The 15,250-nt window shown below is 41.5% G+C and carries 17 protein-coding genes; 4 read left to right on the top strand and 13 right to left on the bottom strand.

Features of this window, described 5'->3' with window-relative positions; genetic code table 11:
• Positions 1–8: 8 nt before the first annotated feature.
• Both dapD and GRQ40_RS05845 read right to left on the bottom strand, forming a co-directional pair.
• Positions 9–719 carry a 2,3,4,5-tetrahydropyridine-2,6-dicarboxylate N-acetyltransferase gene (dapD, locus tag GRQ40_RS05850; RefSeq protein ID WP_044746656.1) on the bottom strand — a complete coding sequence of 237 codons (711 nt, stop codon included), beginning with the start codon at positions 717–719 and terminating at the stop codon, positions 9–11.
• A gap of 71 nt (positions 720–790) precedes the next feature.
• Complete coding sequence (locus GRQ40_RS05845; RefSeq protein WP_066147037.1) at positions 791–1,654, bottom strand: transcriptional regulator CcpC; 864 nt, start codon at positions 1,652–1,654, stop codon at positions 791–793.
• A gap of 127 nt (positions 1,655–1,781) precedes the next feature.
• On the opposite strand from GRQ40_RS05845, the gene GRQ40_RS05840 reads away from it, so the two are divergent.
• On the top strand, positions 1,782–2,513 hold the full coding sequence (locus GRQ40_RS05840; protein ID WP_066147035.1) for a sulfite exporter TauE/SafE family protein: 732 nt from the start codon (positions 1,782–1,784) through the stop codon (positions 2,511–2,513).
• Between the two features lie 14 nt (positions 2,514–2,527).
• On the opposite strand, the gene cbpB is transcribed toward GRQ40_RS05840, so the two are convergent.
• The 6 genes from cbpB to GRQ40_RS05815 all read right to left on the bottom strand — a co-directional run bounded on the left by cbpB (position 2,528) and on the right by GRQ40_RS05815 (position 5,459).
• Entirely contained in the window at positions 2,528–2,980 is a 453-nt protein-coding gene (gene cbpB / locus GRQ40_RS05835; RefSeq protein ID WP_066147697.1) for a cyclic-di-AMP-binding protein CbpB, read from the bottom strand.
• 84 nt (positions 2,981–3,064) lie between these two features.
• A complete protein-coding gene (gene abbA / locus GRQ40_RS05830; protein WP_044746659.1) occupies positions 3,065–3,265 on the bottom strand; it encodes an antirepressor AbbA in 201 nt (66 codons plus the stop codon).
• 96 nt (positions 3,266–3,361) lie between these two features.
• Positions 3,362–3,511 (bottom strand): hypothetical protein, encoded by a 150-nt coding sequence (locus tag GRQ40_RS18295; RefSeq protein WP_183186303.1) that lies wholly within the window; start codon positions 3,509–3,511, stop codon positions 3,362–3,364.
• A 9-nt stretch (positions 3,512–3,520) separates the two neighbouring features.
• A complete protein-coding gene (locus GRQ40_RS05825) occupies positions 3,521–3,769 on the bottom strand; it encodes a YkuJ family protein (RefSeq protein WP_044746660.1) in 249 nt (82 codons plus the stop codon).
• Between the two features lie 184 nt (positions 3,770–3,953).
• Positions 3,954–4,187: a hypothetical protein gene (locus tag GRQ40_RS05820; protein ID WP_066147033.1), complete on the bottom strand. Its 234-nt coding sequence runs from the start codon at positions 4,185–4,187 to the stop codon at positions 3,954–3,956.
• 54 nt (positions 4,188–4,241) lie between these two features.
• A complete protein-coding gene (locus GRQ40_RS05815) occupies positions 4,242–5,459 on the bottom strand; it encodes an EAL domain-containing protein (RefSeq protein WP_066147030.1) in 1,218 nt (405 codons plus the stop codon).
• A gap of 500 nt (positions 5,460–5,959) precedes the next feature.
• Between GRQ40_RS05815 and GRQ40_RS05810 the strand changes: the two genes are divergently transcribed.
• The gene (locus GRQ40_RS05810) at positions 5,960–6,739 is read left to right on the top strand and encodes a C39 family peptidase (RefSeq protein WP_159719562.1); all 780 of its coding nucleotides are present in this window, start codon (positions 5,960–5,962) and stop codon (positions 6,737–6,739) included.
• Here GRQ40_RS05810 and fadH read toward each other — a convergent pair.
• Entirely contained in the window at positions 6,719–7,483 is a 765-nt protein-coding gene (fadH, locus tag GRQ40_RS05805) for a 2,4-dienoyl-CoA reductase (protein WP_066147026.1), read from the bottom strand. The genes GRQ40_RS05810 and fadH overlap by 21 nt on opposite strands.
• Before the next feature lie 281 nt (positions 7,484–7,764).
• Between fadH and GRQ40_RS05800 the strand changes: the two genes are divergently transcribed.
• A complete protein-coding gene (locus tag GRQ40_RS05800; RefSeq protein ID WP_066147025.1) occupies positions 7,765–8,652 on the top strand; it encodes a metallophosphoesterase in 888 nt (295 codons plus the stop codon).
• 93 nt (positions 8,653–8,745) lie between these two features.
• Here GRQ40_RS05800 and GRQ40_RS05795 read toward each other — a convergent pair whose 3' ends face one another.
• Positions 8,746–10,827, bottom strand: coding sequence for an RNA degradosome polyphosphate kinase (locus GRQ40_RS05795; RefSeq protein WP_044746666.1), 2,082 nt, complete (start codon positions 10,825–10,827; stop codon positions 8,746–8,748).
• A gap of 14 nt (positions 10,828–10,841) precedes the next feature.
• Positions 10,842–12,371, bottom strand: a complete 1,530-nt coding sequence (locus tag GRQ40_RS05790; protein WP_066147021.1) for a Ppx/GppA family phosphatase — start codon at positions 12,369–12,371, stop codon at positions 10,842–10,844.
• 110 nt (positions 12,372–12,481) lie between these two features.
• Here GRQ40_RS05790 and GRQ40_RS05785 point away from each other — a divergent pair, with 110 nt between their 5' ends.
• On the top strand, positions 12,482–12,919 hold the full coding sequence (locus tag GRQ40_RS05785; RefSeq protein ID WP_066147019.1) for a YkyB family protein: 438 nt from the start codon (positions 12,482–12,484) through the stop codon (positions 12,917–12,919).
• Positions 12,920–13,460: 541 nt separating this feature from the next.
• On the opposite strand, the gene GRQ40_RS05780 is transcribed toward GRQ40_RS05785, so the two are convergent.
• Both GRQ40_RS05780 and GRQ40_RS05775 read right to left on the bottom strand, forming a co-directional pair.
• A complete protein-coding gene (locus GRQ40_RS05780) occupies positions 13,461–14,366 on the bottom strand; it encodes a chemotaxis protein (protein WP_044746669.1) in 906 nt (301 codons plus the stop codon).
• 126 nt (positions 14,367–14,492) lie between these two features.
• Complete coding sequence (locus tag GRQ40_RS05775) at positions 14,493–15,143, bottom strand: glycoside hydrolase domain-containing protein (protein WP_044746670.1); 651 nt, start codon at positions 15,141–15,143, stop codon at positions 14,493–14,495.
• Positions 15,144–15,250 lie beyond the last annotated feature (107 nt).

Genomic DNA, 15,250 nt, shown 5'->3' with positions numbered 1-15,250 from the left:
CACCACTTTTATAGTTGGCGCAATTCTTGCTTAATTTCTGTTTTGGCTTTTGTTTTTTCATCAATTTGTTTAATCACACGAGCTGGTACCCCTGCCACAACAGAATAAGGAGGCACATCATCGATTACCACCGCGCCGGCTGCAACAACTGCGCCTTTTCCAACCGTTACCCCTTCTAAAATAACGGCATTCGCGCCAATCACTACGTCATCCTCTACAATGACCGGCTTCGCTGAAGGCGGTTCAATCACTCCTGCCAATACCGCTCCAGCACCAACATGGCAATTCTTACCTACCGTTGCCCGACCACCAAGCACTGCATTCATATCAATCATCGTTCCTTCGCCAACAACTGCGCCAATGTTAATAACAGCCCCCATCATAATGACCGCATTATCGCCGATCTCAACCTGATCGCGAATAATCGCACCCGGTTCAATGCGAGCTTTAATTCCTTTTAAATCAAGCAATGGAATAGCAGAGTTGCGGCGGTCATTTTCCACAACATAATCTTCAATGCGGTCTTTATTCGCTTCCATCACCGCTTGAATTTCCTGCCATTCACCAAACACGACTCCAGCATTTCCCGTTATAAACGCTTTTGAGCCGGTTCCAAAATCTAATCCTTCAAGATTTCCTTTTATGTATACTTTGACTGGCGTCGCTTTTTTACTATTTTGAATAAACGCAATAATTTCATTTGCATCCATCATTTTCATGTCAGCATCCTCCTTTTATTCTCTTATTCCTTTACTTTAGCAAAACAAAGCCTGCGCTGACAAGCACCAATTCAGTCCATCAGCTCTCGGACCACTTGATAAAACGCTTGTACTTGCGGAAGCTGCCACGCGGTATCTGCACCGATAAGCCACGTACCTCTCTCCATCAATCGCCCCGTTCGATCCTTTAGCGGAATTTTGTTCATAGAATCGTCTAAATCATGAAGCGCTATTTCCGGCAAAATCGCATAACCGATCCCATGATAAGCCAACTGTTTGCACGTCTCAATTTGATCAACAACCATTGTCCGTTCAGGCGGTGTTTCAAATTGTTCATGCCACCATTGTTGAATATGGAGAAAATAGGTGGAATCGCTTTTAAACTGAATAAACGGTCGATCGGTTTTGGGCAGCTGCTCAAGACCGTTAATTTTTTGATCGATTAAATACAGCCGATCAGCAAACAAAAAATGCTTGATGCCGTTCCAATGGGGAACACCGCGCACGATCCCGATATGAAAATCGTTTTGATACATCCATTCCATAATATTGCTTGTCCATCCTGTAACTAACGCAATTTTGACGTTCGGATATCGCTCGGTAAACCGTTTTAAGATGGATGGAAGCCAGTGCTGGGCAGCAATAGAAACGACTGCTAACCTTAACGTCCCGCTCGCCCGTCCATCCATTTGCTCGACTTCCTCTTTTACTTGCTCAGTCGCTTGCACGATTTCTTTGGCCAGCTGGACAATTCTCTCTCCAGCCGGTGTCAAAATCAGCCCGCGAGGTGTTCGAACGAAAATTTTTGTATTCCAGTCATTTTCAAGCGTCTGCAAACGTTGAGAAAGAGCTGATGGGCTTACATATAATCTTGCCGCTGCTTTGCGCATGTTCAGCTCCTCAGCTAAAATCACAAGCCATTCATATTCAGTCATGCACCCATTGCCTCTTTCTGATAAGTTTTGCTTATCATTCTTGTTTATTTTTATGAAATTTCCTTATACCATTAAATTGTATATGATGATAGTAGAAAATACTAAACCAAGGAGAGGACGGTTGCATATGGACTATGCCTTATTTATCGTCATCGGGGCATTAACATCGTTTGTCGGAACTCTGGCCGGCGGTGGTGGCTTAATTGGCATGCCTGTCCTGCTTTTAACAGGCGTACCTGTCCATCAAGCGATCGCCGCCGCTAAATTTTCCAATATGATCAGTTCATTTTCAAGCTTTTTTGTACTTCTTGGCGAAGGAAAAATCGGCTGGAAGCAAACCGCTTTTATCGTTCCGATCAGCTTAGGAGGGGGGATTACAGGCGGATTGCTTGCTTCATCCCTGCCTGAAAAAACCATGACGGCTATCGCCATTGCGTTGTTGACATTTGCTCTCAGCCTGCAGTTTTTTCGAAAAAAGATGACGCAGCAGCGGTCAGCCGTTTTTTCGAAAAAATTATATGCGCCGCTTTATGGAATTAGCGTCTACGACGGAATGTTCGGTCCAGGTCAAGCCACGTTATTAATGTATACTTATTTGTCAACAGGACTTGACTATTTATCGGCGATCGCCTTTACGCGATTCCAAACGTTTATCAGCTGCTTTGGCGCCTTTGCCACGTATTTGTACGCCGGCCATGTGAACTGGCATATCGCCCCTTTTTTAGGGCTAGGGTCCGTCATTGGTGCACAAGTGTCTGTCAGACTTGCCCAAAAGCTAAAACAAGAACACTTGTCACTCATTTTAAATATCGTCACATTCCTGCTGATTATTCAGCTTGTTTTTAAAATGATCGGGTAAAGCACGCTGAAGCCTCATCCATTATAATGATTGAAGCGCCTCAGCTGCTTGTTCAACCGTTTTAATACTTCGCGTCTTGTAAAAATCCCTTCAAAATAGCCTTGCTCGTTTTCAACACAAACGAAAGGATGATTGACAATCAGTCCGATTCCCTTAATCACATTGTCGTTTAAAGATAAACGTGGAATATCTTTATTCATCACTTCCTCAACTTTCATTCGCTCCAATCGTTCAAGCTCAATTCGCTCTAGTCCTAAAATAGCATCCATAATCATCGTTGTACTGATAAGTCCATGCAGCTTATAAGATATATCAAGTACAGGAATTGCGGAGTATCTAGTTTTTGTTAAAACTAACAAAGCGTGATCCAAGTAATTTCCAACTTGAACATGAGCCACTTTTTCTGAAGGAATTAAAAATTGTGCAATCGTTTTGCCGGTAAATTCTTTGCTATCAAAACTGATCATGCCTATTTCCGCCTTTCGCATATACTTCTTCCCTTTTCAGTTTAACATACTCAGCGGTGTTGGATAAAAAAATAACTATCGCTTTTAAAGCGATAGTTCTTCATGAATTCGATGATACAGCTGTACTAATTTTTGATGACGCGCTTCATCTACATATTTGTAGCCCCTTTCGATATCAGAGAGCTCGCAGCTAATAATTTCAAGTGCATACTGCTGAGTAAAAAGCACATCCAGCAGCAACATCTGCTCATCTAAAGATAATCTTTCCAGCCATTCGTTTCTCATGATTCATCCTCCTTGCCAACATCCATTAGTATATATTCACAAATACGATGAAAAAGTCCAAAAAAAAATAAAAAGCCTTCGCTATTCGAAGACCTTTTATCCTTTACTTGTATAAATGTTGCGCAGCATAAACTGACAAGAAGGACATGCATAAATCACATTTTGATTGGATTGTGCCGTTAATACCTCTTCTAAATAAGCTTGGCTTCGGCATACAGGGCAAATAACAACCGGCTTTTTTTTCATGATTTCGCCTCACTTTTTTTCATCTAATAACTCAAAAATTTCGATCGCAATCATATCAATATTGTCAAATTGGTAAGTATTTGGCTTCTTCCCTTTCTCATATACCTCTAGCATAAATGTATCGTTTTTCGCTAGGTAGGTGACACTGCATTTTTTTTCTCCATTCACTTCAAAATTTCGCTGCGGCGCCTCGTTGCCACTCGGCTCTTGGTCACGAAGCTGCATAAGCCGTTGAATAATCCCTAGCAGTTGAGACATAAGCTCTTCCTCCTTTATACGAAAAGGGCACTTTATGTATAGTATAGGCCTGATGCTCTCAAAAAAATAAACATATGCCCATGTTTCCCCCATTGATTATATCAGAAAAAACGTGTAAAGTATCCTCTTTCGTCAATCTCCCTCGTCAAAAAGGGCAACCCTTCTAATGGATCGCCCCGCTTGTTTATCCTCTGTTTAAAGCAAGATAAATAATCATGCCTAAAGCCAACAAGCCAGCAAGCACATATGCCAGCAGGACAGGATTGCGAATATACGGATGCTCTTGTATTTTTTCATTCACCGGCGCATCGTATTGTTCCTGCAATTTTTGGCGCCGTCCAAGTGAATACGTATAGAGAAATCCAATAATCGCGATAAGTAATACGATTATTGATAATATAAATGAAGTTTGCGCCATCGTATTTTCACCTCGTGCTTACTTTCCCCCATTTCCCCTATATTTTATTCAATACTAATAATGAGCATCGTGCTCAAATAAATAGCTATAAGATAAATCAATGAACAAGTAGTGGCACTCATCAATCGGATAGGAGTACGTACGAATTGTCTCTCCTGTTTCGATATCTCCGTACAAGTCTGATAAAATGCCCCTTTTACGCGAACGCATACGCACAATATTTTCTAAAAAATATGGACGCCAACTCCAATTCTTCATATAGTACTCCGGCTGCAGTTCCCAAACATGACTCTTTTTGAAAATATTTGCTGATTTTTGAAATCCATCCTCGTCACACACATAGATGCGAAAGCATACATCGCTCAGCTCAGCAGCTAGAGACGAAATGAGTTCGTTAAAACTTGCTGTTTTTTTATACTTGGAAAGCAGCGCTGTGACTCTCTGTTGAAACTGTTCGGAAATATTGTATAGTATTTGCAGTTTTTTCTTTTCCAGCTGAATAAATCCGTGGCACTCTTGACGCAAACGGTCTTTTAGAAAATCAGCCGGTAGCAACGCAGACTGCGGTTCAGCCAAATAATACCCTTGATAATAACGGCCGCCATTTTGCCAAGCATATTGCAGCTGAAAAGAGGTTTCAATATCCTCATACAAAAGAGTAGCCCCCATTTTGCGAGCAAGCAAAGAAATCGAATAAAGCACATCCTGATAGGAGTAGCTGCTCGAGATTTTTCGCAGTTCATGCAAATCCATTTTTAATATATCTGGCGCCAACAGGCTAATGCGCTCAAGATTGCTGCTGTGTTCCCCAATATGATCGAGAGCCACGCGAATCCCGTATGTACGAATATAGGTTAATAAATGACTAAGCTGATTAAAGTCTCCTTTAAAAAACGGCTCGTTAATTTCCAGCACAATACGATCTAAGGACAAGCCCTTCTCTTTATATTGAAACAATAAAGATAAAAATGACTCTGCCCGATCCATCATCAATAAATTAGCATCTTGATTAAGAAAAATAAGCAGCGAATGGTCATCATTCAATAAAAAATGGTCAAGCGCCTTTCTTGTTACGACTTCATCGACTTCTAAGCGAAATTCCTCCGGAATGGCTTCGTCATGAAAAAAAGGGCCTAAGCTTACAATTCCATCCTCAGAGCGATATCTGCCTAGTACTTCATAGCCGATGACGCGATGCTCATCAGCGCTAAAGATCGCTTGGTAATACGGGATGACGCGTTGCAAATTAGTTACAATATCTAACGCATCCATGCTGCTCACCTCTTTTTGCACTCGTCATTTTGCATATTATACCACACGATTCCCCTACCTCATAAAGAAAAAAATCGTTGCCATACTATAAGTCCGAACATGCTTTAAGGCATGCGCTCGTCGAACAGTGAACGCTTTTACGGGCCAATCCCTTTGCTCGCTGGCGTTCCTGTTTAAGGGAAGAGGCAGAAAAGTTTGTTTGTAACTATATAAATACAACTTGATGTCTCAACATGTGCCTCCCATGCCAAAAAGGAATGAGCCGATTTCGACGGCACGGTTTAGCTTGATCGAAGGAGGTCGATGACTTACCTTCCAACCATAAGTTTTCACACATATCGTTCATTCATATTACACAGCATAAAGACAACAAACGAATGGATGTGTTCAATACCAATATATAGGCTCTCATGATAAGGTCTGTCATTCGTTTCAGCTTCATATCTGTTTCAGATCATATACTGCTTCAAAGTGAATTTCGATTGGATTAGGTGATGAACATGAACTATCTTTATATGGGAATAGCGTTTTTTATGCTGCTTGGCTGCTCAAATGAAGAGAAAAAAGCAGCACCTCCGTCCCATTTGGCAAAAGAGGCAGAAAACCCTCATTTCCGTTATGAGCCGAAAGCGGTACAAAATCCCGAAAAAGTGATTCTGCATGTACCATTAATTAAGCAAGTTCCTGAGTTGAAATATGGATGTGAAGTAACAAGCTTAGCCATGGTGCTGCAATATGCAGGAGTCCAAGTAAATAAACTGACCTTAGCCAAACAAATAAAAAAGGATTTAGATCCAAAAATAAGAGATCGACATGGAAACATCATTTCATGGGGAAATCCGGCAGACGGATTTGTTGGAGATATGACTGGAAAATCGAGCGGTTATGCCGTGTTTGATGAACCGATTGTAGAGCTGATGGAAAAATATCTGCCAGAACGTGCCATTAATTTAACTGGACAACCTTTCACTGAGCTGCTTAGGTACGTTTCCAATGGCCATCCCGTTGTTGTTTGGACAACAGGAGATTATCGCCTTCCAGATCGTTGGGAAAGCTGGAAACACGGTGGGCAAACGATTCGTACACCGCTCGATTTGCATGCGGTTGTTCTTGTCGGTTTTGATTCAGATTTTGTTTATATCAACGATCCTCTCTGGGGAAAAAAAGCACATCAAGTAAACAAGCAGCAGTTTATTCGTTCATGGATAGCCTTAAAAAAAGAGCGGTTTCCTATAATTGAAACCGCCTTCTTTTATCAATTAAAACGGATATTGGTTTAGCCATTGCCCCCCATCTATTGTAATGCATTCCCCATTGATGTAAGCGGCTTCATCTGAAAGCAAAAAAGCAGCAAGTCCAGCAATTTCTTCAGGTGTTCCAAGCCGGCCAAGCGGCACACTTGCCAATGTTCGCTTCGCTGCTTCCTCGGATTCCCAAAGCTTTTCCGCTCCTCCTGTTCGTTCAATCGGACCAGGAGCGATCGCATTCACACGAATCCCATATTTTCTGCCCCATTCTACAGCAAGTGTGCGCGTCATCGCTAACACGCCAGCTTTCGCGCACGCCGAATGGATAACGCCAGCACCGGCATTCCACGCATATGTAGCAACCATGTTAATAATGGTGCCTTTTGCTTTTTTATTGATCCAATAATTCCCTATTTCTCGACTGCAATAAAATGTTCCGTTCAGCACAATGTTGATCACGCTATTCCATCCATTAATTGATAGCTTTTCAGCTGGACAAATAAAATTTCCTGCTGCATTATTAATTAATGCGTCAATTTGCCCAAATTCCGCATCCGTGCGCTGAACCATTTCGGCGACGAGTTCAGGTTCACGCACATCCATTTGAATCGGCAGCACCATTCCTTCCGCTGTCTCAATTTCCTTTTTCACCTCTTCTAACGCCTCTAATCTCCTTCCTGTGATCACAACACGAGCTCCCTCTGCCACAAACCGCTTGGCCATATATTTTCCCATTCCGCTGGATGCACCTGTTACAATAATCACTTTTCCCTGCACATTTTCTCCCCCTTAAATTACTGACTGATTATTCATTCATTTTTATTTTACTATAAATATACATAATTTTCTAACATTTTTATTGGTCTACATATCTCTTAAAAATAAAACAAACGATTGGGAAACGGTCCGCGTCCGAAAGACAAGTCGGCCGTTTCCACTACTAAAAGCCGATATTTTTTTACCTGCAAGAGACAACCAATGAAAAGCTGAGCTTGATCTATTACTTTTCTGTTTTTGATTCTCCATTTATAATAATGGGGAAAGGACGTAGATAATTCATGAAAACCACGCCACAAATGAACAGAAGAACATTTCTCAAAAAAAGTATTGGCTCCCTGCTCGGAGGCATGTTTATCGCTTCCTTCGGGTATTACTACGCTCGTTTTATCGAGCCAAGCCGGCTGACCATCAGTAAACATTCAATTACTCATCCATTAATCCCCAAGAGCTTCGATGGTATGACGATTGTACAATTTAGCGACACACATCTCGGAGATTATTATTCACTCGAGCGGCTGAACCAGCTTGTTAGCCAAATCAACGATATCAAGCCAGATCTGGTTGTTTTTACTGGGGATTTGATCGATGCTCCTCATCAATATCCTCATGCTCATCAAATTATTCCTATCCTTTCCAGAATTCGTGCTCCGTTTGGGAAGTTCTCCATTTACGGAAATCACGATCATGGAGGTTATGGAACGAATCTATACCGAAATATCATGAATCAGGCCGGATTTCATATGCTTGTGAACGAACATGCGATCATCCAGCTCGTCGATAAAAGCAAAATCGCGATTGCGGGCATGGACGATTTAATGCTTGGCCGCCCGCATTTTGAACAAACCTTTCAACAAATTCCTCCATCTACCTATACCATTTTATTATTGCATGAACCAGATGGAGCCATTCAAGCGGCGCATTACCCTGTCCATCTGCAGTTATCAGGGCATAGTCACGGCGGCCAGATCCAGCTTCCTTTCATCGGTCCTCTGATCACACCTCCACTGGCCATTCAGTATTATGAAGGATTTTATGAGGTGGGGAAAATGAGGCTTTATGTCAATCGAGGCCTAGGCACAACTCGAATGCCATTGCGCTTTTTAACTCCTCCTGAATTAACAATCTTTACATTAAAGCATCAACCATCGTCGGCGTCGGATGGTTGATGCACTGATTTAAGGTTGAGAATTCAAGCAGTATGGACCATCGTTGCCTCATCATCCTCAACTAGTATCACGGGTTTATCCACCTTCCTCTTTCTATTCTTCATCTTCTTTGACGCGATAGGCTAAATTAAATAGCCACAATTGACTGTCAATTTCCCGTTCCCCCTTCGCTTTTTTCACATAATGATACTCACCATACCTATCCTGTTCCCTAGCTTTCACATTATCCGCAAGCAAGATAGACAAAATGTCCACAATTCTTGATTTTAAATGATCGGCTAAAATCGGAAATAAAATTTCCACGCGTTTATCCATGTTACGCGTCATCATATCAGCTGATGATAGAAACACTTTCTCCGCTCCATTATGCTGGAAATAGTAAATTCGGCTATGTTCAAGAAACCGACCAACAATACTGCGGACGCGAACGCGATCACTAACTCCCGGGATGCCCGGGCGAAGGCAGCAAATTCCGCGAACAATTAAATCAATATTCACCCCTGCTTGCGAAGCTTCGTACAGCTTCATAATCAGCTCTTTATCTGTCAGCGCATTCATCTTTGCAATAATACGTCCATTTCCGTGTTGACGATGCAGGCGAATCTCCTCATCAATGAGGTGAATAAATTGGCGGCGAATATCGAATGGAGCAACGGATAGATAGTGAAAATGAGGTTTTTCCATATATCCGCTTAAATAGTTGAAAAAATTCGTAGCATCCTCGCCAAATTCACGGTTGGATGTTATGAGACCTAAATCGGTATATAGTTTGGCTGTCGCATCATTATAATTTCCTGTACCTAAATGAATAAAGCGCTCGATTTTTCCATTTCGCTGCCTGACAATCAGGGTGATCTTACTATGTGTTTTTAAATGCGTAATGCCATAAATGACATGACATCCTGATTTCTCCAGTTCTTTGGCCCATTGCACATTATTCTCTTCATCAAAACGAGCTTTCAACTCAACAAGAACCGTTACTTGCTTGCCATTTTCCGCTGCCCGCTTCAAAGCTTCGATAATGGGAGAATCACCGCTGACGCGATACAATGTTTGCTTGATGGCGAGCACCTGCGGATCATCTGCCGCCTCCGATACAAAATCGATGACGGGTTCAAATGATTCATAAGGATGATGAAGCAAAATATCCTGTTCTGCCGCTTTTTCAAAAATGTCCTCCCCAGAATCCAAATCTCTTGGGGGCTGCGGAATAAGCGCCTCATATACCAAATGCTCTTTATATAAAGATAGTTCTTGATAAAAGCGGTAAAAGAAGGTCAAATCAAGCGGTCCGTCGATTTCATATAGGTCATCATGACCAATTTCTAATTCCTCTAATAAATAATTTAAAATAAATGGATCAAACCCGTCCTTTCTTATTTCCAGACGAACAGCAGCTCCCCATTTTCGTTTTTTTAGCTCTTTTTCAATTTCTTTTAATAAATCGCGCGCACCTTCTTCATGGATCGTCAAATCGGCATTGCGCGTAATGCGAAATGGAGTCACTGAAATCACATCATATCCAGTAAATAACGTTTGAATATGAGCCGTAATGACATCCTCGAGCAACACATATACAAAGCGGTCAGATTCCGATGGGAGACGGATGAAGCGATTTAACACAGAGGGGACCTGAACAATCGTTAATTTTCGTCTTTCCTCCTCTTCTTCAGCATCAAGCACAACTGCTAAATTTAAGCTTTTGTTCAGCAGCATCGGAAACGGACGGTACGCGTCCACGGCCATTGGAGTTAAAACAGGGAAAATCCGTTCAGTAAAATACGCCTGCAAAAACTCCCTCTGCTTTTCCGTCCATTCATCTATAGCTGCCAAGTAAATCTTCTCTGCTTTTAACATGGGCAAAAGCTGTTCATTATAAAACCGATATTGAGCAGCTACTAGCTCATATACTTTTTCGGAAATTTTGTTTAGTTGCTGCTTCGGCGTCAGCCCCGCTTTATTTTCAGGTTTATTAAATCCTGCCTTTACTTGATCTTTTAAGCCGGCTACACGCACCATAAAAAATTCATCTAAATTCGAACTGAAAATCGCTAAAAATTTTAATCGTTCAAGCAATGGATTTCTCTCATCAAATGCTTCTTGCAACACACGTTTATTGAAAGCAAGCCAGCTTAATTCGCGATTATTATAATAATTTGGATTATTTAGCTCCATCGTGCTTCCCTTCCTTATTCATTTTGCTGAAAATGCAATTCAATCGGGCGTTTGAGTATTTTCTCGATATGTTTTTTATTTTTTTCCGCCTGGTACTCCTCTGCTCGAAAATCTCCGCTACAAATGATGTTCATGATAATGGTGTCGCTCTGCTCAGACCATCTAATTTGCTGAACAATCTTTCGCTTCGTATCGTTTAGGCTATAAGCAAATTTTAAAAGAGCACCAAGAAAGCGAATGCGCTTTTGTTCTTCTTTCGTAAACCAACTGCTAAACGGAGCGATATACTGTTTAAATAACGGTTTATTTTTGTAAGAAGCCATAAGGGCAAGCTTTACGCGGTCCTTATGCATCAATCCATCAATGGTTCGATTGGCCAATAAATAAAATGTATGCTGACTGCTTGATTCTTCATCAATATACTGCCCTAAATAAAACACCCGTGCAGCCCATTTCATATCCCGCACATCTTCATCTGTCAACGGGTATAATTGAAGCAAACGAATTTGCTCCACCATTTGCGAAAGAAGATGGGACACATATTCCACATCGTCTAAGCGAATATCATAATCCTGTGCCAATTCGAAAAAGCTTTCTTGGAGAACGTTGGGAAATACTCTAGTCCCAAACGGTTGAGTGAATTCTTCATAAAAAATGCCATCGCGCAAGCCTTTTCTGCTCAACACAAACGAAGAAGCTTCTACGACATCATACAGTACACGAAAAACCTCCAATGCAGGAATCATTAAATCCGCACGATCCTTGGATAAACCTTCTAATTTTTGAATGTCTTCAAATGGAAGTGAGGTTAGTAGCTTTCGAACGTCTAGCAGGTGCTTTCGTTTCATTTCGTATTGATGAACACCAGCAAGCGGATATCGGCACATAAGTTGATGAACTTGTACCACATTTCGAGCACTTCCCCCCATAGCAACAATAGGAACATTTCTTTGCAGCAGCCATGGCAAAGAGTGAAATTGCTCTTCTACATATTCGGCAAGAAGCTCTAACTCCTCATCTGTTGGAACGTTGCCCGCCACAAACTTTTGCTTTAATGACAAAACTCCGAACGGAAAGCTGTGTAATTCATATAGTTGCCTGTCTTTATAATAAGTGATTTCTGTGCTACCGCCGCCAATATCTATTGTTATCGCTTCAGAAATGGGCGTAGAATTAACGACGGCAAGAAACCCGTAATAGGCTTCCTCCTCTTCAGTAAGTACCCGAATACAAAAATCTGTATTCGCTTCTATCCATTCAGCGATTTCTTGTTGGTTTTTCGCCTGGCGAATTGTAGCGGTAGCCACACATTTGACGCGTTCTAAACGATGATAGCGGGTAATTTCCTGAAAGCTTTGCAGTGTATTTAATAAAAGCGACACGCCCGATTCCGCCAACATCTGGTCTTCTGTTAAATGGCTGCGAAGTCTTGCCACCACTTTTACATTTTCAACTTCACGCAACCGACCGCTTTTTTGCCGTTCATAAATCACTAAACGAATCGTATTTGATCCGATATCAATGATTCCGTACTTTTCTTTCATGCTTGTTCATCCTTACGTTTATTTTTCATTAATCATATCATATGTTGCAAACAAATGTTCATGCTGTATAATAAAAGTACTAGACAAGCCTATTGAAAAGGAGACGAATCATGGAGAGTTTAGAACCAACGATAGATAACTTAGCGAAAGCGATTTTCACTGTTAATCGCCATGCGAAAACAGCATTAAATCCATCTTTTTTATATCTGTTAAAGAAAAAGACGATTGAGAAGCTGATTAGTGAGGGCAAAGCCAAAAAGGTGGGTCTTCATTTCTCGCCGAATCCGCGCAACAGCCAACAGCAATCTGACGTTCTTGTCGCTGTCGGCAACTATTATTTTCATATTCCTCCGACAAAAGAAGACTTCGCAACTCTTCCGCACTTAGGGGCCTTAAATGGCGTTTATCGCAATCCTGTCGCAAAAATGCCGCTGTCGCAAGCCAAAGCATTGTTACAGTCATATGCCGGCATCAGTGAAACACCAGCTAACAAACCTTCGCCAAGAACATACCAAAAGCCGGTATTTAAACGGCTCGGTGAACGTTAAGGATGGAATGGAGCCGCTCTCTTTGAAATCTGGTCATTTCAGAATAAGCAAAACGAGACGCGCTTTTGCTCGCGCCGGTTGTCGGGTTTACTCGCCTTCGGCAACCGGCGCTCGTTTTTCTATTCTTATTCTTTTCTGTCATTTCGGTTCATGAACAAGCAAATACACTTTATCATTCAACCGTTTCTCTTACAGCCATCTTTTTTGTCCCTTTCTTTTTTATTTTTCATCAATCCCCTGCTTTTATCCCTTATTCTAATGAAGGCCTCAGCACTTTATCGACCTGTCAGTTGTTCCTTGCAAAAGAGGAATCCTCTCTCGTTTGTATCTTTATATGAAATTCATCCTGCTTTTAGACGAGAAGCCCCTTGTTTCCGATCATCGTGAACCATTAAGGCTTTTCATACCTAAAAATAGCATTTACATAAAAAAATGGACAGCCTTTTGCAGAGACTGTCCAACGGTAACAGGAGGCTCTCAAAACCGCCATTCTATCCAGGACAAGGACAGCAAATGAATCGGTTTTATCTGTCACCACGGATTATAAAATATATTTATCGATTACTTTCACAAGCTCGCCCACTTCTGGTTTGCTGACTTGCGCCGTCGCTCCAACTTTTTCGCCCTTATGACGCAAATCATCGGTAATAAGCGACGAGAAAATGATAACAGGAAGCTTGCTTAGTTTTTCATCCTCGCGGATTCTTTTCGTCAAATGATGTCCATCCATTTGCGGCATTTCAATATCAGTAATCACAAGCTGCACTTCCTGCTCAATGTCTTTCCCTTCTTTCACAATTGCTTGTAAATAATGAAGGGCTGCTTCTCCATCCTCGAAAAATTCAACAAGCACATAACCTGCTTCAGCAAGCGTGTCATGCAACAGTTTACGCAAAAGCGGGGAATCCTCGGCAACCACGATTTTTTTATTCGAGCGTTCCCGTTTTCCGAGTTTTTTCACTTGCTGTACGTTAATCCCTGTTTCCGGGTTAATATCCACCACCATTTTTTCAAAATCAAGCAATAAAATCATTTTGCCTTCAAGCTTAACAACCCCGATTACCTGACCATCAAGTCCTTGATACATTTGGGAAGGCTTTTCGATTTGCCTCCAAGAAATTCGATGAATCCGAGTAACATTATGTACATGGAATACCACTTTTTGCTGATTAAACTCAGCAACAATAAATTTATCTTGCTGAGGCGTTTCCGATGGAGGAAAGCCGAGTGCCTTGGCCATATCAATAACGGGAAGCACCTCTCCCCGCAATTCGATAATTCCTTCTATATTAGGATGAGAATGGGGAACTTTTGTAATGGGGACAGGATTTAAAATTTCTCTTACCTTCATCACATTAATAGCAAATTGGTTTGTACCGATTAAAAATTCGACAATCTCCAATTCATTGGTTCCGCTTTCTAACAAAATCTCCCGTTTTTCATTCATCTTCGATAACGTCCTTCCTCGTATAATGTCCTAATTTTATTATATTTTTTCCTAAGCAAATAAGAAACCTTTTTCTTTATAAATTCCTCTCTAAAAAATAAAGCTGCCTTCTTATCGGCAGCTTTTCTAATATAAAAAATCAAGCAATCGGCGGTCAGCTAGGTTGGTGTCGACAGGGCATGCTTCGGCATCACGTCCGTATTGCCAGGCCCATACATTCGCTTTACAATTTGGCGAAGCCGGAGAATATTTCGGAGCTTTTTGCTCGGATGTCGTTCCGGGTCTCGGTGCTGAACTCCAAATAACGGATTGAACAGCCACTTGGTTATTTTTTTGTACTGCTTCGCAATAAGCTGCAGAGAAATCCCCTTTGGATGGATCTGCATAAAATCCAGGACGATAGCCAGTAGGCTGAAGCGTTTCCACCCAAGCGCGAATCCATGCCTCATCAACAGCAAAAAAATCTTCAATATTGGCAAACAACATTTTATTTTTTGGAATCCCAAGCCGACGCGCATGAAATACTGCATTGCGTGCAACGACTTGTCCGTTGGCATATCCTGTTGCTTGGCGAAAAGCGTTGTAGATCGGCAATATTTTTATACCATAGCTATGTAGCCGAGCTATTTCTTGAGCTGTTAATCCATCAGAGACATTCGGCACCTCTACTAAGTAACGCCCCCAAAATTTTGGATAGCCAAGCTCATTTTTCACGCAATAAAACGATTGATCTGTCACTGTTGCCGCGGAATCAACTCCCCAAACCGTTCTCGCCATAATTTCTCTCATTCCTTTCTCTCTGCACTTTTTTCTATACGAAAAATGCAACGATGGAACGAAGATCTGGAAAATCGACGCTCAAAGGTATATTTGCAGACTGGCAT

It is taken from the genome of Anoxybacillus sp. PDR2 (assembly GCF_009834045.1).
In the GTDB taxonomy this organism is placed as follows: Bacteria; Bacillota; Bacilli; order Bacillales; family Anoxybacillaceae; genus Anoxybacteroides; species Anoxybacteroides rupiense.
This window is presented reverse-complemented; position numbering and strand designations above follow the sequence as displayed.